This is a genomic window from Bradyrhizobium sp. BR2003, from assembly GCF_009720285.1.
In the GTDB taxonomy this organism is placed as follows: domain Bacteria; phylum Pseudomonadota; class Alphaproteobacteria; order Rhizobiales; family Xanthobacteraceae; genus Bradyrhizobium; species Bradyrhizobium elkanii.
In genome coordinates, this window is sequence record NZ_SMYJ01000045.1 from 1 (window position 1) to 19,892 (window position 19,892).

At 65.3% G+C, this 19,892-nt stretch carries 23 protein-coding genes; 8 read left to right on the forward strand and 15 right to left on the reverse strand.

Annotated features, from left to right (window positions below):
- Positions 1–90 precede the first annotated feature (90 nt).
- From E2I15_RS34315 to soxX, 8 genes are all read right to left on the reverse strand, one after another.
- Positions 91–1,131 (reverse strand): MBL fold metallo-hydrolase, encoded by a 1,041-nt coding sequence (locus E2I15_RS34315; RefSeq protein WP_137481432.1) that lies wholly within the window; start codon positions 1,129–1,131, stop codon positions 91–93.
- 386 nt (positions 1,132–1,517) lie between these two features.
- The gene (locus E2I15_RS34320) at positions 1,518–1,973 is read right to left on the reverse strand and encodes a DsrE family protein (protein ID WP_137481430.1); all 456 of its coding nucleotides are present in this window, start codon (positions 1,971–1,973) and stop codon (positions 1,518–1,520) included.
- Positions 1,970–3,718 (reverse strand): thiosulfohydrolase SoxB, encoded by a 1,749-nt coding sequence (gene soxB / locus E2I15_RS34325; RefSeq protein WP_137481428.1) that lies wholly within the window; start codon positions 3,716–3,718, stop codon positions 1,970–1,972. Before soxB ends, E2I15_RS34320 begins: the two co-directional genes overlap by 4 nt.
- Before the next feature lie 34 nt (positions 3,719–3,752).
- Positions 3,753–4,067: a hypothetical protein gene (locus E2I15_RS34330; protein WP_137481426.1), complete on the reverse strand. Its 315-nt coding sequence runs from the start codon at positions 4,065–4,067 to the stop codon at positions 3,753–3,755.
- On the reverse strand, positions 4,064–4,921 hold the full coding sequence (soxA, locus tag E2I15_RS34335; RefSeq protein ID WP_137481424.1) for a sulfur oxidation c-type cytochrome SoxA: 858 nt from the start codon (positions 4,919–4,921) through the stop codon (positions 4,064–4,066). Before soxA ends, E2I15_RS34330 begins: the two co-directional genes overlap by 4 nt.
- Positions 4,918–5,229, reverse strand: coding sequence for a thiosulfate oxidation carrier complex protein SoxZ (gene soxZ / locus E2I15_RS34340; protein ID WP_137481422.1), 312 nt, complete (start codon positions 5,227–5,229; stop codon positions 4,918–4,920). The genes soxA and soxZ overlap by 4 nt, the downstream gene beginning before the upstream one ends.
- 71 nt (positions 5,230–5,300) lie before the next feature.
- Positions 5,301–5,795 carry a thiosulfate oxidation carrier protein SoxY gene (gene soxY / locus E2I15_RS34345; RefSeq protein ID WP_137481420.1) on the reverse strand — a complete coding sequence of 165 codons (495 nt, stop codon included), beginning with the start codon at positions 5,793–5,795 and terminating at the stop codon, positions 5,301–5,303.
- Between the two features lie 32 nt (positions 5,796–5,827).
- Positions 5,828–6,112: a sulfur oxidation c-type cytochrome SoxX gene (gene soxX / locus E2I15_RS34350; protein WP_246668232.1), complete on the reverse strand. Its 285-nt coding sequence runs from the start codon at positions 6,110–6,112 to the stop codon at positions 5,828–5,830.
- A 414-nt stretch (positions 6,113–6,526) separates the two neighbouring features.
- Here soxX and E2I15_RS34355 point away from each other — a divergent pair, with 414 nt between their 5' ends.
- Positions 6,527–7,201, forward strand: a complete 675-nt coding sequence (locus E2I15_RS34355; RefSeq protein WP_137481416.1) for a DUF938 domain-containing protein — start codon at positions 6,527–6,529, stop codon at positions 7,199–7,201.
- Positions 7,202–7,207: 6 nt separating this feature from the next.
- Here the strand turns inward: E2I15_RS34355 and E2I15_RS34360 are convergent, their stop codons facing one another.
- Positions 7,208–8,080, reverse strand: a complete 873-nt coding sequence (locus tag E2I15_RS34360; RefSeq protein ID WP_137481414.1) for a protein-L-isoaspartate O-methyltransferase family protein — start codon at positions 8,078–8,080, stop codon at positions 7,208–7,210.
- Positions 8,081–8,167: 87 nt separating this feature from the next.
- Here E2I15_RS34360 and E2I15_RS34365 point away from each other — a divergent pair, with 87 nt between their 5' ends.
- The 3 genes from E2I15_RS34365 to E2I15_RS34375 all read left to right on the forward strand — a co-directional run bounded on the left by E2I15_RS34365 (position 8,168) and on the right by E2I15_RS34375 (position 11,586).
- On the forward strand, positions 8,168–8,659 hold the full coding sequence (locus tag E2I15_RS34365) for a type II toxin-antitoxin system HicB family antitoxin (RefSeq protein ID WP_137481413.1): 492 nt from the start codon (positions 8,168–8,170) through the stop codon (positions 8,657–8,659).
- A gap of 293 nt (positions 8,660–8,952) precedes the next feature.
- The gene (locus tag E2I15_RS34370) at positions 8,953–10,197 is read left to right on the forward strand and encodes an MFS transporter (RefSeq protein ID WP_137481411.1); all 1,245 of its coding nucleotides are present in this window, start codon (positions 8,953–8,955) and stop codon (positions 10,195–10,197) included.
- A gap of 171 nt (positions 10,198–10,368) precedes the next feature.
- Positions 10,369–11,586 carry an MFS transporter gene (locus E2I15_RS34375; protein WP_137481409.1) on the forward strand — a complete coding sequence of 406 codons (1,218 nt, stop codon included), beginning with the start codon at positions 10,369–10,371 and terminating at the stop codon, positions 11,584–11,586.
- Between the two features lie 268 nt (positions 11,587–11,854).
- Here the strand turns inward: E2I15_RS34375 and E2I15_RS34380 are convergent, their stop codons facing one another.
- A complete protein-coding gene (locus tag E2I15_RS34380) occupies positions 11,855–12,295 on the reverse strand; it encodes a helix-turn-helix domain-containing protein (RefSeq protein ID WP_137481407.1) in 441 nt (146 codons plus the stop codon).
- Positions 12,296–12,377: 82 nt separating this feature from the next.
- Here E2I15_RS34380 and E2I15_RS34385 point away from each other — a divergent pair, with 82 nt between their 5' ends.
- Positions 12,378–13,241, forward strand: coding sequence for a class I SAM-dependent methyltransferase (locus E2I15_RS34385; protein WP_137481405.1), 864 nt, complete (start codon positions 12,378–12,380; stop codon positions 13,239–13,241).
- Positions 13,234–13,737 carry a DUF2938 domain-containing protein gene (locus E2I15_RS34390; RefSeq protein ID WP_137481403.1) on the forward strand — a complete coding sequence of 168 codons (504 nt, stop codon included), beginning with the start codon at positions 13,234–13,236 and terminating at the stop codon, positions 13,735–13,737. The genes E2I15_RS34385 and E2I15_RS34390 overlap by 8 nt, the downstream gene beginning before the upstream one ends.
- 105 nt (positions 13,738–13,842) lie before the next feature.
- On the opposite strand, the gene E2I15_RS34395 is transcribed toward E2I15_RS34390, so the two are convergent.
- Positions 13,843–14,337, reverse strand: coding sequence for a VOC family protein (locus E2I15_RS34395; protein WP_137481401.1), 495 nt, complete (start codon positions 14,335–14,337; stop codon positions 13,843–13,845).
- Positions 14,338–14,471: 134 nt separating this feature from the next.
- Entirely contained in the window at positions 14,472–15,017 is a 546-nt protein-coding gene (locus E2I15_RS34400) for a carboxymuconolactone decarboxylase family protein (protein ID WP_137481399.1), read from the reverse strand.
- Between the two features lie 169 nt (positions 15,018–15,186).
- Between E2I15_RS34400 and E2I15_RS34405 the strand changes: the two genes are divergently transcribed.
- Together E2I15_RS34405 and E2I15_RS34410 are read left to right on the forward strand one after the other, a co-directional pair.
- The gene (locus E2I15_RS34405) at positions 15,187–16,371 is read left to right on the forward strand and encodes an acyl-CoA dehydrogenase family protein (RefSeq protein WP_137481397.1); all 1,185 of its coding nucleotides are present in this window, start codon (positions 15,187–15,189) and stop codon (positions 16,369–16,371) included.
- Positions 16,372–16,520: 149 nt separating this feature from the next.
- A complete protein-coding gene (locus E2I15_RS34410; protein WP_137481395.1) occupies positions 16,521–17,660 on the forward strand; it encodes an acyl-CoA dehydrogenase family protein in 1,140 nt (379 codons plus the stop codon).
- Positions 17,661–17,838: 178 nt separating this feature from the next.
- Here the strand turns inward: E2I15_RS34410 and E2I15_RS34415 are convergent, their stop codons facing one another.
- From E2I15_RS34415 to E2I15_RS34425, 3 genes are all read right to left on the reverse strand, one after another.
- Positions 17,839–18,876, reverse strand: coding sequence for an amino acid ABC transporter substrate-binding protein (locus E2I15_RS34415; protein WP_137481393.1), 1,038 nt, complete (start codon positions 18,874–18,876; stop codon positions 17,839–17,841).
- Between the two features lie 60 nt (positions 18,877–18,936).
- Positions 18,937–19,530 (reverse strand): L,D-transpeptidase, encoded by a 594-nt coding sequence (locus E2I15_RS34420; RefSeq protein ID WP_137481391.1) that lies wholly within the window; start codon positions 19,528–19,530, stop codon positions 18,937–18,939.
- Positions 19,531–19,699: 169 nt separating this feature from the next.
- Entirely contained in the window at positions 19,700–19,828 is a 129-nt protein-coding gene (locus tag E2I15_RS34425) for a hypothetical protein (RefSeq protein WP_016848058.1), read from the reverse strand.
- Between the last annotated feature and the right edge of the window lie 64 nt (positions 19,829–19,892).

The following is a 19,892-nucleotide window of genomic DNA, read 5'->3' on the forward strand; positions in this document are numbered from 1 at the left end:
TGATTATCGTGTCTCACATCAGGGGTGCAGTTCATTAATCCGCGGATCGGCTGATCCCGGATTGCGCGGCGCTTCGTCCGGACTACGGGGTCACCCCATCACCACGGGCCCGCCGGCCTTCTTCCAGGCGTCGATGCCGCCTTCGATATGCGCGGTGTTGATCAGTCCGGCTTTCTTCGCAGCGGCCACCGCCATCGCCGAACGCTCGCCGAAGGCGCAGAAGAACACCACGCGGCGGCCGGTTGCGGCCGCGACTTCGCGCAGCATGCCGCCGGGCTGCAGGGTGGCGCAAATCCCCGGATAGGGCGCGTGCAGCGCGCCCGCGAGCGTGCCGTGCTTGGCCCGCTCGCCGCTCTCGCGCAAATCGACCAGGAGGATATCGGGGCGGCCGAGGCTCGCGATGGCGTCGCGCGCGCTGAGGGAGAGGCCTTCCTTGGCGAGTTCGTCCTGGTGCAGGCCGACATGCATGTTGGCGGGCACCACGACATCCATCAGCTTCGGGTTCGGCAAATTGAGGTTGTTCATCAGCTCGACATAGTCGTCGATCGATTTGACCTGCAGCCGCGGATTGTAGCGCTTCTCCTCGCCGATGGTGGAGACGGTGTCGCCCTTATAGTCATGCGCAGGGAACACCATGGTCTCGTCGGGCAGCTTCAGCAGGCGGTTGAAGATCGAATCGTACTGCGCCCGCGCGCTGCCGTTCTGGAAATCGGTGCGGCCGGTGCCGCGGATCAGCAGCGTGTCGCCGGTGAAGACGCGGTCGCCCATCAGATAGCTGTAGGAATCGTCGGTGTGGCCGGGCGTGTACAGCGCCTCGAGGCAAAGGCCCTCGATCGTCACCTTGTCGCCGTCGGAGACGCGCATCGACACCACGTCGGCCTTGCTCTGCTCGCCCATGATGGTGATGCACTGGGTGCGGTCGCGCAGCTCGCCTAGGCCGGTGACGTGATCGGCGTGCAGGTGCGTATCGACGGCCTTGACCAGCCTGAGGTCGAGCTCCTGCAGCAGCTTGCAGTAGCGGTCGGCCTTCTCCAGCACCGGATCGAGGATCAATGCCTCGCCGCCGGCGCGGCTCGCGAGCAGATAGCTGTAGGTGCCGGATACGCTGTCGAAGAGCTGGCGAAAGATCATGACGGCTTACCTATTCTCCGAGCCGAGTCACATAAAGGATATTATTCCATAGATAGGGCCCGTTCAAAGCAATTCCATCCCCGTGCGACTCCCGTCCCGTCACCCCCGCGCAACGGCTTTGCCGTTGTCGCTGGAGGTGCTCGCGAAGCGAGCCTCGAAGCGTGGACGGCCCGAATCTTCCAGGAAAGGAACGGCGCCCGTGAAGACATCGGGGCCGTGCATCCTTTGAGACGCCGCTTCGCGGCTCCCCAGGATGACGGCTTCGATGGGTTTGGGCTGATGCGAGCTCTACGGCCGCACGAAACTCCGGCCCTGCTCCCGCAGCTCCATCAGTTGCACCACTCCCGATGGTACGATGGTGGCGTCGGGGACGACGGCGATTAGGGTTACGGACGGACCAGCGTGTATCCGTTCTCGGTGAGCAGCAAGATCTGCGCGACGCCGACCTGCACGGGGGTGGCGGCGGCGATATAGTCCGGCCGCTTGCCGCTGTCGCGCTCGATCGTGTCGACGGTGTTGAGGCAGATGTCGACCCGCGCGCCTTGCGCGACCAGGCTCTCGACCAGCGTGCGGTTCGGGTTGTCGGGCTTGAGCAGGTCGATGCCCGGGCCGAAGGCGACGATCTCGACCGCGACCTTGTCGGGATCGTAGTGCTTCATCAGATTGTTGGCGACGCTGATGACGAGGCCTTGCTTCCTCGGATCGTTGTCGGAGAGCTGCAGCACGACCTTGTGCTCGGCGAACGGCTTGTCCTGCAACGGCGCCAGCTGGGCGCGCGCGAGCGGTGTCGCCAGCGCGATCGCCGCAAGGCCGAGCGCAGCGATGAGCGCGCGGCGCATCATCCGTGCCTCGCGATGCCCGGGTTGTCCTCGACACCTTTCAGCGTGACGCCGGGCTCGTCGCGGTTCGGCGGCCGGCCGGAGCGCAGGTGCCTCGCGACGACATCCCAGATCGGCGCGCCGCTCTGCTGGTTGACGGAGGCCCAGCCTGCGACCTTGTAGTGCTTGCCGGCTTCGAGATGCCTGCCGTTGCCGAGCCTCAGCTCGGAAATGCGCTTGCCGACGGTCTCGCCGGGCGTGCAGGTGTAGGCGAGGCCGCCGACGCGGACCATATCGCCGCCCTGCTGATAATAGGGATCGACGTTGAACAGATTGTCGCAGACGTCTTCCAGCACATCCTTGATCTGGCTGCCGGTCATCGTGGCGACGTAGGTCTCCGGATAGGTGATCGCGGTTTCCGACAGCACGTCTTCCATGGTCAGCGGCTGGCCGGCGAGCGTGGTGATGCCCCAGCGGAAGCCCGGCGACAGCGCGATCTCGGCATCGAGCTCGTTCAGCAGCGCATCGCAGATCAACTGGTCGACGGTGCCGGAGAAATTGCCGCGGCGGTAGAGCAGCCGGTCGGCCGAGGCAAGCTTGCTGTTCCATTCGTCGGCATGCGGATCGCGCATCTTGTCGATCAGCGTCTGCATCGCAGGATCGGGCTTCAGCAGCTCGGCGAACACCGGCAGCAGCCGGTATCGAACGTTGGCGACCTTGCCCTTGGCAAGATCGAGATCGAGCACGCCGATGAACTTGCCGTTGGAGCCGGCATTGGTCACCAGCGTGACGCCGCCGGCATTGGTCACCGTGATCGGGATCGGGATCGCGTCGTGGGTGTGGCCGCCGAGAATGACGTCGATGCCGGTGACGCGGCTGGCGAGCTTGAGGTCGACATCCATGCCGTTATGCGACAGCAGGATCACCGCCTCGACCTTGTCGTTGTTGCGATGGCCGTCGACGAGCTTCTGCAGCTCCTCGTCGCGGATGCCGAACTTCCAGTCCGGCGTGAAGCGCTTCGGATGCGCGATCGGCACGTAGGGGAAGGCCTGGCCGATGATCGCAACGCGATGGCCGCCGATCTCCTTGATGAAGGACGGCTTGAACACCCGCCCCGAGGCCGGGTCGAACGCCTTGGCGTCGTTGAACGCGGCTTCCTCGGTCAGGAACACGTTCTGCGCCAGGAATTCGCCCTTGAAGCGGGAGAGGTTGTCGCGCAGCACCTGCTCGCCATAGGTGAATTCCCAGTGCCCGGTCATCGCCTCGATGCCGAGCAGATTGGCGGCCTCCACCATGTCGGCGCCGTTCATGGCGTTGGCGAGCCCTGAGCCCTGCCAGAGGTCGCCGCCGTCGAGCAGGATCGAACGCCTTTCGCCGACATCGGCGCGCAGCTTGTCGACCAGCGTCTTCAGGTGCGCGAAGCCGCCGAGCCGGCCGAAGCGGCCGGCGGCCTTCTCGAACTCGACGCAGGTGAAGGCATAGGCGTCGGCGCTGTCGGGCCGGATGCCGAAGCGGTCGAGGAACGCCTTGCCGACGAGATGGGGCGGCTGGCCGGCCATCGCGCCGACGCCGAGATTGACGCCGGGCTCGCGGAAGAACACCGGCTTCAGCTGCGCATGCGTGTCGGTCATGTGCAAGATGCGGGCGTTGCCGAACCGTTCGAGGTCGTAGACGCTGGCGGTGTCGGCGCTGCGGGCAAGGCGCGGCAGGCCGGCCGTCAGCGTTGCGGCGGCCGCAGCTTTCAGGAATTCCCGGCGGCGGATGATCATCATTCTCTCCGCGCGGCCCCTGGCCTGCGCGCTCTTAACGAACTTCCATGTCCTTCCAGCGTTCCTTTTCGCTGGTGGCCTGGAAGATCGAGGCCTTTGCCAGTACCTCGGCCTCCGTGGCCTTGGCGACTGCGGTGTCGAAATCACCAGCCTCACCGGCCTTTTTTGCGGCAGATAGCGTCGAGGCGGTGGTGGTCCACTGGTTGCGCAGGGCGCCTGCTTCCTTGTTGGCGGCCTCAGCCGCGGCATAGGCCGCCTTGTAGTCGGCCTCGGAGGCGGCGAGGGCGCCGGTCGCAGCTGCGACCAGCAGGGTCGATGCTGCGAGGACAGCTTTGATGGCCGTGCTCATGGCCGTGCTCCCGGCCCCGAAATCGGCAGGCCGTTGCTGACATAGGACAAATAGTATTCGAGGTTGCGGTACTCGTCGTCCTGCGGGTTGAGCGGCACGCCGCGGATCTGGCTGTTGCAGGTGGTGAAGCGGCGGCTGGTCGTGCCCATGCCGCTCCATTCCGAGCGGTAGATCGGCATCGCGTTCAGGATGCCGAGCGCCGGCGCCAGCACCTCGGCGCGGATCCGCTCGCCCGGGCTCTGGATGTGGCAGGTGGCGCAGGAGAAATTGAGCTGGCCGCGGCGGGTGTAGAAATATTCCTTGCCCTTCTGATAGGCCTCCAGCGCGCGCGGATCGTTCGGGATCTTGATGTCCATCGGCTTGCCGCGCGAGGTGAAGGCCATGTAGGCGGTGAGCGCTGCCATGTCGTCCTTCACATAGGAGAACGGCGCCTCGCCATTGGCTTCGCGGCAGCGGTTGAGCGCGAGCTCGAGCGTGACGACCTTGCCTTCCTTCTCGTCGAAATAAGGATAGTTCTGGCGGATGCCGATGCCCTTGTTCGGGAAGCAGTCGGCGTAGGTCTTGCCGTTCTTGAACGGCGTTGCGAACATCTCCTTGCCGGCTTCGAGCGAGAACTCGTAGGGCGGAAACTGCTCCTTCTCCTCCCACTGCCTGTGCAGGTCCTCATTCATCGAATAGGGACCGTTGACGAAATCCTCGAGCTTCAGCTTGGGGAATTTGCTGGTGAAGAATTTCTGGAACGCGGCCTTGTCGGCGGCGGGATCGACGCTGTCGGCCGCGCGCGCTGGTGCGCACGCCAGCAAGCCGAGCGCGAGCGCGGCTATCGTTGCACGGATTGCGAGGCGCCGCGTCATTGAATCTTCGCCGTGGTGGTGTCGGTCGCGCCCTTGTTGTCGACCCAGCTGACCTTCAGATCGTCGCCCTTCTTGCCGCCCTTGAAGGCGAACTTGACATAGGGGTCCTTGGAGACGCCGCCGCCCCAGTCGGCGACGAATACCGGCTTGCCGTCATATTCGAAGGTGAGCTGCTGGATGAAATGCGGCGGAATGATCTCGCCCTTGGCGTCCTTGACGAAGCCGGAATCCATCGGATGCTGGATCAGCGCCTGCACCTCGGTGGTGTCGCCGGTTGAGGTGGCGCGCACGCGAATGCTCGATGCCATCTGGTTTATCCTCATTGTTTGCGCATGATCTTGTCGGAAAACCGGTTCCCACTTTTCCGGATCATGCGTACTCAGCCGCCGCAGCCGCCGACGGTGACCTTGATTTCCTTCTTGGCGCTGTAGAGCTTGCCGCCGGCCTCGACGATCACGGTGACGTTGCTGGTCTTCGCCATCTTGATGCGGTTGGCGACGGTCGGCACCGTTCCGGCCGGAATCTTGTACGACGCCACCAGCGAGATCGGGTTCTCGCTCACCAGAAACGAGATCGAGGTGACATCGGCCAGCGTCGTGGTGGCGGAGATCGGCACCACCGCGCCGTTCTCGGCGATCTCCGGCGCGTCCATCTTGACCTTGTCCGACGGCTCGGCGGTCTTGCCATAGAGCGCCTTGATCGCGTCGGCCTCGGTCTTCTGCTTGAATGCGTCTTCGGGATATTTGTCGTTGGCGGCGGCGAGCGCCTGCGGCACGTCGAACGGAATGACGCCGAGGCCGATCAGCGCGGCGACGCCGGCGCCCTTCAGCACCATCCGGCGCGCCTTGAAAAATTCGCTGGTCGTGATGTTCATCGAAAAAATCTCCTCAAGCGACGGTCGCGGCGTCACAGCGTCTGCAGGAAGTCCACCACCGCGTCGATTTCCTTCTCGCTCAAAATCCGGTTTCGGCCGAACGGCGGCATCACCGTCTGCGGATTGCGCTTGGTCTCGTCGGTCACGATCGCGATCAGCTCGTCGCGGCTGTATTTGGCCTTCAGGCCAGTCAGCTCGGGGCCGATCGTGCCGGGCAGCTCGCCGCCCTTGATGACGTGGCAGGTCAGGCAATTGCCCTTGCCGCGGTCGAAGGCGAGCTTTTGTCCCTCGGCGGCGGATTGGGCCTGCGCGGCCATGGCGGTGCCTGCCAGCAGCGCCAGGACGAAGGCTGGCTTGGAGAAAGTGGCGATCAAGGACGTTTCCCGGGCTTCAATCTCGATGATCCCATCGCAATATAAAGAGTGGAAAGCACAAAGGCCATCGGCTGGCAACACGGAGAATAGGCGCGTTGCGGCGGGGTTAATGACAGGGCGGCGGTTCGTACGGATGATACCAGACCGTCATCCTGAGGTGCGAGCGTAGCGAGCCTCGAAGGATGAATCGGCCACCAGTCGGGCCGTCGACTCTTCGAGGCTCGCTCCGCTCGCGCCTCCAGCGACAAAGGCGGAGCCTTTGCGCGGGGGTGACGGGGAGGGAGCAACGGCGCTCTGTCGGTTCCGTTTTGCTCATCGTGGCTGCACAGTCTACATACGGCCAACAGGAGAAGCGCGGTGGCGGAATTCGTGGTGGAGTTCGGCAAGGACGGCCAGCCGGTCGAGGCCGACGGTCGGCTCGATGCGGCGGCGTTCCATCGCAACCATCAGCCGATCTGGACCGTCCTGAAGGACTACCTCGCCGGCCAGTCCGGCGACGTGCTGGAAGCCGGCAGCGGCACCGGCCAGCATGTCGTCTATTTCGCCGGTCAAACGCCCGACATCACCTGGTGGCCGAGCGACCTCCATGCGGCGCACCTGCGCAGCATCGAGGCCTGGCGCGTGCATGCCGGCCTCGCCAATATCCGGCCGCCGCAACCGATCGATCTGTCCGACCTTGCCTGGTCACCGGCGCCGTCGGACGGCAAAGGTCCGGACAGATTGCTCGCGATCTTCTGCGCCAATGTGATCCACATCGCGCCGTGGCGCGTCGCCGAGGGCCTGTTCGCCGGCGCCGCGCGGCACCTGCGCGCCGACGGCCGGCTGATCCTCTACGGCCCGTTCAAGCGCGGCGGCAAGCATACCGCGCTCAGCAATGCCGTATTCGACACGTCCTTGCGCGAACGCGACGCCGAATGGGGCGTGCGCGATATCGCCGATCTCGAGACACTGGCGGAAAGCGTCGGGCTGAAGCTTGACGGCAGCTTCGAAATGCCGGCCAACAACATGATTTTGGTTTTTGCCCGCAAGTAGCCGCGCTCAAGCGTAAGCCAGGCACCAGCCCGGCCCGCGCAGCCAGCAACGTTCGTCGGGGATCCCGGCATCGCGGTAGAGTCGCGTCACCTTCTGCCAGCCGCCGCGGGCGAAGGCTTCGGCCAACGTTTTTTCGGACGCCTCGTCCCGGCCGCCGTCGCACGGAATGATCGCGACCGGTGATATCCAGTCCGCTTGGTACTCTGCGCCCTCGCGCCGGATCCGGAACACGGCGCCGGAGCGCGCCACCTGCTCCGGCGCGCCACCCTTGAATCCCTCATCCGACGTCAGCGGCAGGATCAGGCGGCCGCCAGCGGCGAGCCCGTCGAGCCATCGTGTCGCAGGCCGGGTGCAGCCGGCGTTGACATAGATCACGTCGGCGGGCTCGAACGCGACCTGTGTGCCGTCGCCCTGGACGATCTCGACATTGGCGTAAGCGGCGAGATTGGCGCGAGCGTTTGCCGCAAGGTCCGGATCGTATTCGATGCCGCTGACGCGGCCGGACGGTCCGACCAGATGCGCGAGAATCCCCGTGCAGTAGCCGGTGCCCGTTCCGACATGCACCACGTGCTCGCCGGCGGCGGGTGCGGCCTGGTGCATGAGATAGGCATGCAGCGACGGCTGGCCGTTGTTGAGACGCCGCTCGGGGCGCAGGGCGACGAGATCGTTGGTGTAGAGATAGACCGGGTCGGCATCGGGCGTCGGCGCATAGTCGCGGCTCCACCAGCGCAGCATCATCCATGGTCCCGGCCCGACGAAGTCCTCGCGCGGAATGGCGGCGAACGCCTCCGTCAGCCGCGGATTGATGGTGTTGGCGGCGGCCAGGATCTGCCTGGCATAGGCCGCGCGGATGATGCGGAGTTCGGCTTGCGGGTCCATTGCCGCACGCTCCCCACGATGTCGGGTGTTGTGTGATTTGACACACCAGTGTGTGTGAAATAGCATACTCCGACGACGGAGGCCAGAATGAAGAGACGGCTTTATCCGGCCGTGCTGGAGCGCGGTCCGCGCGGCGCGTTCGGAGCGTGGTTTCCGGATTTTCCCGGCTGCGTTGCCGCGGGACGATCGCAGGAAGACGCGATCGAGCGCGCCGAGCACACGCTGGCGCAAACCGTCGACGGCTGGGTCGAGCAGGGCAAGCCATTGCCGGAGCCGACCCCGATCGAGCGCATCGTGGCGCCGAAGGGCTCGGACGTCGCCGCTTTCTTCATGGTCGGCGTCGATCCGCCCGACCCGTCCGAGCGCGTCAACGTCTATTTGCCGAAGAGCCTCATCACACGGATCGACAAGCATGCCGCCGGACTCGGCATGAGTCGTTCGAGCTTTTTCGGTTTCGCCGCGACGCTCGCGCTTGAATGGCACGTTCACAAGCCGCACCTCGTCGGGCCGCGCTCCAAGGTGCACAAGACCGGCGCGCTGCGCGCCGAGAAGCGGCCCGGCAAGAAGCCTGTGCGGTAGGTGGCGCGTGATGTAATATCTGTGACGTCGTCTTGGCGAAAGCCAGGACCGATTGCCACAAAAGCCGGTTGTTGCGCGCAGCTGGGGCCGCGATCCCTCTCACAACAAAACTCGGTGGCTATAGCTCTTGGCTTTCGCCAGGACGACGCCGGCGTGTGAGTATTCGGCGCGGCGATCTCGTGTGCGCCTCCTGCATGGCGTACGCCCGTTTGCGCCGGTTGATCGGCCTCGACCCGCTCTCCATAGTGCGCCCGATTGGAGGCTCCCGCCGGGGCTTCGAGGCGGGACCACCGATGATCGACGTGACAGCTGCGGAAGAGGCGAGCGATGACGCGCGGGCGCGCAGCAACGTGTGGCGGCTTGCGGCGGCGCAGGCGCTGACCGGCGCGAATTCGGCCGTGATCTTCGCCACCGGCTCGATCGTCGGCGCGACGCTGGCGCCCGACGTCTCGCTCGCGACGGTGCCGCTCTCGATGTATGTGCTCGGGCTTGCCGCCGGCACGCTGCCGACCGGCGCGATCTCGCGCGCCTATGGCAGGCGCGTCGCCTTCATCATCGGCACCTTCTGCGGCACGCTCGCCGGCGCGCTCGGCGCCTGGGCGATCCTGCACTCATCGTTCTGGCTGTTCTGCGGCGCGACCTTCCTCGGCGGGCTCTACGGCGCCGTCGCGCAGTCCTACCGCTTTGCCGCCGCCGATGGCGCGAGTGTCGCGTTCCGGCCCAAGGCGGTGTCCTGGGTGATGGCCGGCGGCGTGTTCGCCGGCGTGCTCGGGCCGCAGCTCGTGCAATGGACCATGGACATCTGGCCGCCCTATCTGTTCGCGTTCTCCTTCGTGATGCAGGCGCTGGTCGCACTGGTGGCGATGGCGGTGCTGTCGGGCGTCGACGCGCCGAAGCCTGCGGCTGCGGACCTGCCTGGCGGCCGCCCGCTGCTCGAGATCGCGAAGCAGCCGCGCTTCGTTGCCGCGGCGTTGTGCGGCGTGATCGCTTATCCGATGATGAATCTGGTGATGACCTCGGCGCCGCTCGCCATGAAGATGTGCGGGCTGTCGGTCAGCGATTCCAATTTCGGCATTCAATGGCACATCGTTGCGATGTACGGCCCGAGCTTCTTCACGGGCTCGCTGATCGCGCGGTTCGGCGCGCCCGTTATCGTCGCGCTCGGGCTAGCGCTCGAGGCGGTGGCCGCGATGATCGGACTGTCAGGCATCACTGCACCGCACTTCTGGGCGACGCTGTTCGTGCTCGGGATCGGCTGGAATTTCGCCTTTGTTGGCGCTTCCGCGCTGGTGCTGGAAACCCACCGGCCGCAGGAACGCAACAAGGTGCAGGCGTTCAACGATTTCCTCGTGTTCGGCATGATGGCGGTTGGCTCGTTCTCATCGGGCCAGTTGCTCGCGCATTACGGCTGGAACGCCGTCAACATGGTGGTGTTTCCGCCGGTGCTGCTCGGCCTTGCCGTGCTCTCGTTCGCTTCATTCGCCAAGCGACGTGCGAAATTGCGCGTGGTGGAAGAAATCCCGGACCCCAGCATCTGAACTTCCCGTTTGAGCATGGTCTTTTCGGAAAACCGCTTCGCACTTTTCCGGACCATGCTGCTGCCAATTGCTGACACTTCGATCAGTTTCGAAGTGACCGGCTTGCACGGCTCCTTACATCGTGAGAACGGATAATCCGGTCCTGACGATGTGAGAAGCAAGAGCAAGAAAATGGACGCATCTTCATCCACGCTGCCAGATGAATCCTCGCTTGGTTATGAGGGCTGGCGCATCGTCGTCGTCTGCTTCCTGCTTGCGACCTTCGGTTGGGGACTGGGCTTCTACGGCCAGAGCGTCTACGTCGCCGAGCTGCAGCGGCTGCACGGCTGGCCGGCGTCGCTGATCTCGTCGGGCACGACCTTCTTCTATCTGTTCGGCGCGGCGCTGGTTGCCTTCGTCAGCGAAGCGATCAAGGCGTTCGGCGCGCGCAGCTGCCTGATCGCCGGCACCTTCGCGATGGCGATCGCAGCCGTTGCGATCGGCGAGGTGCGCGAACCCTGGCAGCTCTACCTTGCCAATGCGCTGCTGGCGTTCGGCTGGGCCGGCACCAGCCTCGGCATCATCACCAACACGCTCGGCCTGTGGTTCGACAAGAAGCGCGGCATGGCGATCAGCCTGGCGCTGAACGGCGCGAGCTTCGGCGGCATCGTCGGCGTGCCGCTGCTGGTGGCGGGGATCGGCACCTTCGGCTTCTCCGGCGCGATGATCGCGGCCGCCCTGCTGCTGATCGTGGTGATGGTGCCGGTCATCCTGATCCTTGTCGGGCGGCCGCCGGCGCATCTGCACGCGGTCACGGCCGCGGCGGCGGCGGACGCGCCGTCGGCGACCCAGGTGCGGGCGCGAGCGCTGCGCGACATCCGTTTCCTCTCGGTCTCGATTGCCTTCGCGCTGGTGCTGTTCGCCCAGGTCGGCTTCATCGTGCATCTGATCGCCCACCTCGATCAGGTGATCGGCCGCGAGCGCGCGACGGTGGCGATGGCGCTCTTGACCGCGATGGCCGTGGTCGGCCGTGTCTCGTTCTCCTTCGTGATCGACCGGCTCAACCAGCGGCTGGCATCGGCGCTGTCCTTTGTCAGCCAGGCGATCGCGCTCGCCGTCATCATCAATGTGCACAATGACGTGGCGCAGATCGTCGCCTGCGCGCTGTTCGGCTTCTCGGTCGGCAATCTGATCACGCTGCCGGCGCTGATCGTGCAGCGCGAGTTCGATCCGCGTGCGTTCGGCGTGCTGGTCAGCCTGCTCACCGCGATCAACCAGATCACCTACGCCTTCGGCCCCGGCGTGGTCGGGCTGCTGCACGATCTCTCCGGCAGCTATTCGCTGCCGTTCTACGGCTGCATTGGCCTGGAGCTGATCGCGGCGGCGACGATCATGACGAAGGGGAAGTAGCTTTCCACCTCCCCTTGAAAAGGCGAGGTGGCTTTGCTCGCAGAGCAAAGCGGGTGGGGGTCTGCTCTCTCCACTTGCAGCAGAGCCTGCGGCCGACCCCCATCCCGACCTTCCCCCTTTCAGGGGGAGGGGAATAAAGACCTCTCGTAGCCTGTAGCCCGGATGAAGCAAAGCGTAATCCGGGGCTGCCTCAGCGAATGGTAGTCCCCGGATTTCGCGGAGCCTGTCATCGGGCGCGCGTTCGCGCGACCCGTTGGCTGCATCCGGGCTACGATCTTTTTCGCTGCGCCTTCCTCGCCTTCCTCGGCTCGCTGATCTTGCCGGCCGCCGCGACCCGGAGCAGGCGGCGGAAGGTCGGGCATTCCATGTGGCTCGGAGCCGGGCAGACGGCGGCATGGCGCAGGCCGTCGCGCATCGCGTTGAGCCTGCGGATGGTGCGGTCGAGCTCGTCGGCCTTGGCAGAAAGCATTTTCCGGTCGATGCGCGGTCTTCCATCGGGCGCGAACATCCTTGCGATCTCGTCGAGCGAGAAGCCGGAGGCGCGCCCGAGCGCGATCAGCGCCAGCCGGTCGAGCACCGCCGGATCGAACAGGCGGCGCAGCCCGCGCCGGCCATGCGAGGCGATCAGACCTTTCTCCTCATAGAAGCGCAAGGTCGAGGCGCGAACGCCCGACAGCTCCGCCACCTCCGCGATATCGATGTCCCGCATGGCCCTTGACCTCAAGTTCACTTGAACTGGCAGTATCCAGCCTATCGCTTGCCCGAGGCAAGCATCAACAAGGACGAGAATCATGGGTGTCGCACCGCAAGCCGGCGACGAGCAGGTCAAACTCTGGAACGGCGCCGCCGGCCGCGCCTGGGTCGAGACGCGCGACGTGCTCGAAGGGATGTTCAGGCCGCTTGAAGAGCTGCTCGTTCGAGCCGTGTCTGACGCCGGGGCTGGCGATGTGCTCGATATCGGTTGCGGCACGGGCGCCACGACCTTCGCCGTTGCCCGTGTGCTCGGCAGGCAAGGGCATTGCACCGGCATCGATATCTCCGAGCCGATGATCGCGGCGGCGCGCGCCCGCGCGGAGCGGGAAGGGCGGCCGGTCAGCTTCATCTGCGCCGATGCGCAGTCCTATCCGTTCGCGCCCGCGAGTTTCGACATGATCATCTCGCGCCTCGGGGTGATGTTCTTTGCCGATCCGGTGCAGGCTTTCGCCGATCTGCGCCGCGCGGCCCGGCCGGGTGCTGCGCTCCGCTTGATCGCGTGGCGCGGCGCCGCGGAAAATCCGTTCATGACGACGGCGGAACAGGCGGCGAAGCCGCTGCTGCCGGATCTTCCGGCGCGGCGTCCCGATGCGCCCGGGCAGTTCGGCTTCGCCGACCGGAAGCGGGTCGAAACGATCCTGGAGGATAGCGGCTGGGACGCGATCACGATCGATCCGGTCGATGTCGCCCTCGGCTTTCCGGCATCGCAGCTGACCCGCTATGTGAGTTGGCTCGGCCCGGTCGGGACGATGTTGCAGACGATGGAAGAGCCGCTTCGCACCCAGGTGATTGAGACCGTGCGCGGAGCCTTCGATCGTTACATCAACGGGAACGACATTTGCTTCACCGCGGCCTGCTGGATGGTCGCGGCACGAGCGCCGGCGGAGGCCGTGCATGGTTGACGCCGCGGAATTTGTCGCCAGCGCGGTGCTGATCGGGATCGGCGCAGCCGTCGTGATGGACATCTGGGGGGTGGTCCGCGCGCGCCTGCTTGGCATCCCTTCGCTGGATTATGCCCTGGTCGGCCGCTGGCTCGGCCATCTCGTATCCGGGCGCCTGCGCCACGACCGCATCGCCGCGTCACCACAGGTCGCGGGCGAACGGGTCATCGGATGGACCGCGCATTATCTGATCGGGATCGGCTTTGCCGGCGTGCTGCTTGCGATGTTCGGCCTCGATTGGGTGCGGCAGCCCAGCATCGCTCCGGCCCTGATGGTCGGGATCGGCAGCGTGGCCGCGCCGTTCCTGGTGATGCAGCCCGCGATGGGCGCCGGCATCGCCGCGAGCCGCACGCCCCGTCCATGGGCGGCGCGGCTGCAGAGCCTAGTGACGCATACCGTGTTCGGCTTTGGGCTCTATGTGGCCGGCTGGCTCGCGCACCTGTTCCTGAAACCGTAGCCCGGATGAAGCGAAGCGCAATCCGGGGACAGCGTCAACTTACTGCGCGAACCCCGGATTGCGCTGCGCTTCATCCGGGCTACAAGCTCCTTCCGGGCTACGGAATTACGCCGCCCGCTGCTCCAGCAATTCCTCAACGTCCAGCCGTCGCGTGAACATCGCGAGCTTGCCGTCCGCGCTGCGCGGCCATTCGGCCTCGGGGCGATCCCAATAGAGCTCGACGCCGTTCTCGTCGGGATCGCGCAAGTACAGCGCCTGGCTGACGCCGTGGTCGCTGGCACCGTCGAGCTGGATGCCGGCTGACAGCACCCGATGCAGCGCGTCGGCGAGCGCCGGGCGGGTCGGATAGAGGATGGCGGTGTGGAACAGGCCGGTGGTGCCCGGCGGCGGCGGATGGCCGCCCTTGCTTTCCCAGGTGTTGAGGCCGATGTGATGGTGATAGCCGCCGGCCGAGATGAAGGCCGCGTCCGTGCCCATGCGCTGCTGCAGCTCGAAGCCGAGCACGCCGCAATAGAAGCCGAGCGCCCGGTCGAGATCGGCCACCTTGAGGTGGACATGCCCGATCCGCGTGCCCGCGATGATGGGAGGATTCTGCGGCATGGTCCGGCTCCGTTCGGGTCAGCGCCCTGCATGACGGGCAAGGCTTCTGCCGTTGATATAGTCCGGATTTGCCGAGGACAGGGCGACCGATCCGGAAACGCAAGGTTTCCGGACGCGCCACGGTCGGCGGGGGCCTAGCAGAGCTCCGACAGCTCGCCGCCGGGCAGCTGGAACTCGAACGTGTTCAGCGTCATCGACACCATGGTGTAATAGCCGCAGAGGCCGATCACCTCGACCAGCCCGCGCTGGCTCAGCACCTCGACCGCCTCGTCATACAGCCCCTTCGGCAGGCCGTGACCTTCGTGCAGTGCCTTGGCGACGTCGTAGATCACCCTGGCCTTGGGATCGTCGAAGGTCGGCGTCCGGCGCACGCGAATGTCCTCGATGATCTTCGGATCGAGGCCGCCCTTCAGCGCCAGGCGCTTGTGGGCATACCATTCGTAATGCGCGGTCCAGTGCCGCGCGGTGACGAGGATCGCGATCTCCGACAGTTTTGGGGGAAAGACCGTGTCGAAGCGCAGCACCTCGCCGAGCCGCGTGGCGTGCCGTGCCATCTCCGGGCTGTTCAGCCAAGCCATCATCGGCGCCGGTGGCGCGCCGCGCTTGCCGGCGATCGACTCGTCGTAGATTTCCTTCTGGGCGGCGTTCATTTCGCTAGGCGAAAGCAGTTTCAGCCGCATGTCGGTTTCCTTTTGTTTTTCAAGCGTTACCCCATCTCGGCGATACACCCGATCGCGCGCAGTGAGTAGCGACGCCAGAGCATGGCGCGGCCGCGAGGCATATTGAATTCGGCGGCCGCGCAGGTCTAAGGTCGATTCCAATTCGACGATTTTTGACTGGAAACGCACCATGGCTGACCTCGAGAAATTCCGCGCAGAGACCCGCGCCTGGCTGGAGCAGAACTGTCCGGCGGAGATGCGCAAGCCGATGACCTCGGATGGCGACACCTTCTGGGGTGGCCGCAACACGAAATTCTCGTCTGAAGCGCAGCGCGTCTGGTTCGAGCGGATGCGCGACAAGGGCTGGACCGTGCCGCATTGGCCGAAGGAATATGGCGGCGGAGGCCTCGACGGCGAGGAGGCCAAGATCGTGCGCCAGGAGATGGCTGCGATTGGCGCGCGTCAGCCGTTGACCTCGTTCGGCATCTCGATGCTGGGACCGGCGCTGCTGAAATACGGCACCGAGGAGCAGAAGAAGGAACATCTGCCGAAGATCACCGCGGGCCTGATCCGCTGGTGCCAGGGCTATTCCGAGCCGAACGCCGGCTCCGACCTCGCCTCGCTGCAGACCCGCGCGGTTGGCGATGGCGACGACTACATCATCAACGGCCAGAAGATCTGGACGTCCTACGCCAACTACGCCGACTGGATCTTCTGCCTGGTGCGCACCGATCCGGCGGCCAAGAAGCATGACGGCATCAGTTTTATTCTCTTCGACATGACCTCGAAGGGCGTGTCCACAAAGCCGATCCTCCTGATCTCGGGCTATTCGCCGTTCTGCGAAACCTTCTTCGACAATGTCCGCGTGCCGAAGTCGCATGTCGTGGGATCAGTCAATCGCGGCTGGGATGTCGCGAAATACCTGCTGCAGCACGAGCGTGCGATGATCTCCGGTATGGGCGAGCGCGGCGTCGGCCGTCCGCTCGGCCAGATCGCCGCCGACTCGGTCGGTGCGGACGCGCAAGGCAAGCTCGATGACGCGCAGCTGCGCAGCCAGATCGCGAGCTTCGAGGTCGACGAGGCCGCGCTCGCCGCCGCCGCCGAGCGCGCGGTCGATCTCGCCAAGGCCGGACAATCGCATCCGGCGTTCTCCTCGGCGATGAAATATTACGGCACCGAGCTCAACAAGCGCCGCTACGAGATCCTGATGTCGGCCGGCGGCATCGACGCGCTGGAATGGGAGAGCGACCGCTCCAAAGGCGGCGCCCGCCCGCGCGCCTGGCTGCGCACCAAGGCCAATTCGATCGAGGGCGGCACCTCGGAGGTGATGCTCGGCATCGTCGCCAAGCGCATCCTCGATTTGCCGGGCGCGTGACGTTTTTAGTCGTCATGGCCGGGCTTGACCCGGCCATCCACGTCTTTGTCGCGGTTGTCCAAAGACGTGGATGCCCGGCACAAGGCCGGGCATGACGATACCTTGAAAATCGACTGAACGAACAACATCAGAGTTATCGGATCCATCCAATGGCCCTCGTCCTCACCGAAGAACAATCCATGCTGCGCGACAGTGCGCGCGGTCTCATCAGCGACAAGGCGCCGGTGGCGCATCTGCGCGGCCTGCGCGATGCCAAGGACGCCACCGGCTTCTCGCGCGACCTCTGGAAGACCTTTGCGGAGATGGGCTTCTCCGGCCTCCTGGTGCCGGACCAGTTCGGCGGCAGCGGGCTCGGCTGCGTCGAGGCCGGCATCGTCATGGAGGAGATCGGCCGCACCTTGATGCCGTCGCCGTTCCTCGCGACCTCGGTGCTCGCCGTCTCGGCGCTGTCGCGCGGCGGCAGCGAGGCGCAGAAGTCGCAGCATCTGCCCAAAATCGCCGACGGCTCGCTGCTGGCGGCGCTCGCGATCGACGAGGGCGCCAAGCATCGCCCGCTGCAGACGAAGTTGCAGGCCACGCGCTCCGGCAACGGCTTCAAGCTCTCGGGCGACAAGGCCTTCGTGGTCGACGGCCACACCGCCGATCTCTTGATCGTCGCCGCCCGCACGGCCGGCAACGCCGGCGACAAGAACGGGCTGACGCTGTTCCTGGTCGATCCGAAGGCCAAGGGGCTCGCGGTCGAGCGCACCGCGATGGTCGATTCGCACAACGCGGCGCGCATCGTGTTCGACAATGTCGAGGTCAACGCCGACAGCGTGCTCGGCGAGGTCGATCAGGGCTTTGGGCTGCTCGAGGGGGTGCTCAATATCGGCCGCGGCGCGGTGGCGTCCGAAATGGTCGGTCTCTCCGACGAAGTGTTCGGCCGCACCGTGGCCTATCTGAAGGAGCGCAAGCAGTTCGGCAAGGCGATCGGCGAATTCCAGGCGCTGCAGCACCGTGCCGCGCAGCTCTATATCGATATCGAGATCACCCGCGCCGCGGTGCTGAAGGCGTTGCAGGCGCTCGATACGGATGTCGACAAGGCCGCAACCGCGGTCGCGGTGGCAAAAGCCCGCGCCGGCACCACCGCGACGCTGGCCGTCCAGGAAGGCGTGCAGATGCATGGCGGCATGGGCATGACCGACCAGTTCGACATCGGCTTCTTCATGAAGCGCGCCCGGGTCTGCCAGGAGCTGTTCGGCGACAGCAATTTCCACACCGACCAGCTGGCGAGCGGCAAGGGGTACTGAGGCGCGTCGTCGTCGTCGCGCACCCTGTCATCCCCCGGCTCGATCTGGCGATCCAGTATCCCAGAGATGCCTGTGCCTTGAGCCGAGAAGCCGCGGCGTACTGGATCACCCGCTTTCGCGGGGGATGACAATTGAGAGTGCGGCGACAGCGGTGGTCTAGGCTAAGCCGCGCTGTGGATCAGCGGATCGGCGGCGCGTACTGGACGCCGCCGGCGTTCCAGAGCTGGTTCATGCCGCGCGGGATCTTCAGCTTGGAGTCGGCGCCGACGTTGCGGTCGTAGACTTCGCCGTAATTGCCGACATGGCGGATAATGCGCACCGCCCAGTCCTTGGTCAGGCCGAGATCCTCGCCATAGGCGCCCTCGGTGCCGACCAACCGCATCACCTCCGGCTTCTTCGACTTCAGCGCCTCGTCGATGTTCTTCGAGGTGATGCCGAGTTCTTCGGCGTTGATCATGGCGTACAGCGTCCACTTCACGATCATCATCCAGTCGTCGTCGCGCAAACGCACCACCGGCGCCAGCGGCTCCTTGGAGATGATGTCGGCGAGGATCGTGTGGTCGCTCGGCTTGGCGAGGTTGAGCCGCAGCGCATAGAGCTGCGAGGCGTCCGATGTCAGCGTATCGCACTGGCCGGAGTTGTAGGCCTTCACGACGTCGTCCAGCTTGTCGAACTTCATCTCCGTGTACTTCATGTTGTTGGCACGGAAATAGTCGGCGAGATTGAGCTGCGTCGTGGTGTTGGCCTGCACGCAGACCTTGCTGCCGTTCAGGTCGAGCGCGGAATCGATGTTGCGCGAGCGCGGCAGCATGAAGCCCTGGCCGTCATAATAGGCGACCGCGGGGAAATAGAGGTCGTAATTGGTCTCGCGCGACATGCTCCAGGTGGAGTTGCGCGAGAGGATGTCGACCTTGCGGTTCTGCAGCTCCTTGAACCGCTCGCTGGCGTCGAGCGGCACGAACTTCGCCTTCGACGGATCGTCGAAGATCGCCGACGCGACCGCGCGGCAGAAGTCGACGTCGAAGCCGGTCCAGTTGCCCTTGTCGTCCGGGATCGAGAAGCCCGGCAGGCCCTTGTTGACGCCGCACAGCACGTCGCCGCGACGGACGGTGCGCTTCAGCGTGCGGGTGTCGTAACGCTCATAGGTGATGGCGGCGGCCGCAACCAGCGCGGCGATCGCGAGCCCGATCGTCAGGCCGCCTCGAAATGTACGCATGGGTTCTCTCTCGCGAAGGATCGGGGGAAAAGCGGGACGGATATCGAAGCAGGCTGAAGGCTACAGTTCGGGCTTCTGCCGGATGATCACCTTGGTGCCGACGGGAACGCGATTGTAGAGATCGGCGACGTCGTTGTTGACCAGGCGGAAGCAGCCGGAGGACACGGCGGTGCCGATGGTGTCGGGCCGGTTGGTGCCGTGGATGCGGTAGACCGTGGTGCCGAGATACATCGCGCGCGCGCCGAGCGGATTGCCCGGGCCGCCCGCCATGAAGCGCGGCAGATAGGGCTGGCGCGCGATCATTTCCGGCGGCGGCACCCAGTCCGGCCACTCGGCCTTGCGGGTAATGCTCACCAGGCCCTGCCATTGAAAGCCTTCGCGGCCGACGCCGATACCGTAGCGGAGCGCACGGCCATTGCCCTGCACCAAATAAAGGTGGCGCTCGGCCGTCGCGACGATGATGGTGCCCGGCGCCTCGTTGGTCCGGTAATACACGACCTGCTTCTGCCATTCCGGGTCGAGCTCGTAGCTGTCGTCAGCAACAAGACCGGGCTCGTCGGCGTCCGGGCGGTTCTGGGCAAAACCCTGCGACGTCGACAGCACGAGCGCCCCCGTCGCGATCAACATCCAGACCAGGTGACGAAACTTCGTCATTGAAAGCTCTCCTTGTTGGCACGCGGCCAAATGGTTGCTCCACCCAAATCGCGCGAACATCAAATCTCAGTGACAGCTTGATGGCAAGTTTAGGGCGAGCCTTGATCTAGATCACTGTAATGGTTCTGTTTTTTATCGCGACGAATAGTCGACCGATGGGCCGGCCGCCTCATTTCGGCGCGATCCAGAGTCGCAAGGCGAACGAGATCAGCGCCACGGTACCGACGCCGCCGAGCCAGAGTGCCGCGAACCACAGCAGGCGCTGGCCGAGCGGCCGCTGATTCGGCGCGAGAGCCATTCCCGTTCCGATGGAATCGGAACGGGGCTCTCGATTCTCTTTTTGACGCGTTTTCTTAATCCAC

Excerpts from the sequence above, each read along its gene's own strand:
- E2I15_RS34315 (WP_137481432.1), bottom strand. The coding sequence starts at position 1,131 with ATGATCTTTCGCCAGCTCTTCGACAGCGTATCCGGCACCTACAGCTAT.
- E2I15_RS34320 (WP_137481430.1), bottom strand. The coding sequence starts at position 1,973 with ATGATGCGCCGCGCGCTCATCGCTGCGCTCGGCCTTGCGGCGATCGCG.
- soxB (WP_137481428.1), bottom strand. The coding sequence starts at position 3,718 with ATGATCATCCGCCGCCGGGAATTCCTGAAAGCTGCGGCCGCCGCAACG.
- E2I15_RS34330 (WP_137481426.1), bottom strand. The coding sequence starts at position 4,067 with ATGAGCACGGCCATCAAAGCTGTCCTCGCAGCATCGACCCTGCTGGTC.
- soxA (WP_137481424.1), bottom strand. The coding sequence starts at position 4,921 with ATGACGCGGCGCCTCGCAATCCGTGCAACGATAGCCGCGCTCGCGCTC.
- soxZ (WP_137481422.1), bottom strand. The coding sequence starts at position 5,229 with ATGGCATCGAGCATTCGCGTGCGCGCCACCTCAACCGGCGACACCACC.
- soxY (WP_137481420.1), bottom strand. The coding sequence starts at position 5,795 with ATGAACATCACGACCAGCGAATTTTTCAAGGCGCGCCGGATGGTGCTG.
- soxX (WP_246668232.1), bottom strand. The coding sequence starts at position 6,112 with ATGGCCGCGCAGGCCCAATCCGCCGCCGAGGGACAAAAGCTCGCCTTC.
- E2I15_RS34360 (WP_137481414.1), bottom strand. The coding sequence starts at position 8,080 with ATGGACCCGCAAGCCGAACTCCGCATCATCCGCGCGGCCTATGCCAGG.
- E2I15_RS34365 (WP_137481413.1), top strand. The coding sequence starts at position 8,168 with ATGAAGAGACGGCTTTATCCGGCCGTGCTGGAGCGCGGTCCGCGCGGC.
- E2I15_RS34370 (WP_137481411.1), top strand. The coding sequence starts at position 8,953 with ATGATCGACGTGACAGCTGCGGAAGAGGCGAGCGATGACGCGCGGGCG.
- E2I15_RS34375 (WP_137481409.1), top strand. The coding sequence starts at position 10,369 with ATGGACGCATCTTCATCCACGCTGCCAGATGAATCCTCGCTTGGTTAT.
- E2I15_RS34380 (WP_137481407.1), bottom strand. The coding sequence starts at position 12,295 with ATGCGGGACATCGATATCGCGGAGGTGGCGGAGCTGTCGGGCGTTCGC.
- E2I15_RS34385 (WP_137481405.1), top strand. The coding sequence starts at position 12,378 with ATGGGTGTCGCACCGCAAGCCGGCGACGAGCAGGTCAAACTCTGGAAC.
- E2I15_RS34390 (WP_137481403.1), top strand. The coding sequence starts at position 13,234 with ATGGTTGACGCCGCGGAATTTGTCGCCAGCGCGGTGCTGATCGGGATC.
- E2I15_RS34395 (WP_137481401.1), bottom strand. The coding sequence starts at position 14,337 with ATGCCGCAGAATCCTCCCATCATCGCGGGCACGCGGATCGGGCATGTC.
- E2I15_RS34400 (WP_137481399.1), bottom strand. The coding sequence starts at position 15,017 with ATGCGGCTGAAACTGCTTTCGCCTAGCGAAATGAACGCCGCCCAGAAG.
- E2I15_RS34405 (WP_137481397.1), top strand. The coding sequence starts at position 15,187 with ATGGCTGACCTCGAGAAATTCCGCGCAGAGACCCGCGCCTGGCTGGAG.
- E2I15_RS34410 (WP_137481395.1), top strand. The coding sequence starts at position 16,521 with ATGGCCCTCGTCCTCACCGAAGAACAATCCATGCTGCGCGACAGTGCG.
- E2I15_RS34415 (WP_137481393.1), bottom strand. The coding sequence starts at position 18,876 with ATGCGTACATTTCGAGGCGGCCTGACGATCGGGCTCGCGATCGCCGCG.
- E2I15_RS34420 (WP_137481391.1), bottom strand. The coding sequence starts at position 19,530 with ATGACGAAGTTTCGTCACCTGGTCTGGATGTTGATCGCGACGGGGGCG.
- E2I15_RS34425 (WP_016848058.1), bottom strand. The coding sequence starts at position 19,828 with ATGGCTCTCGCGCCGAATCAGCGGCCGCTCGGCCAGCGCCTGCTGTGG.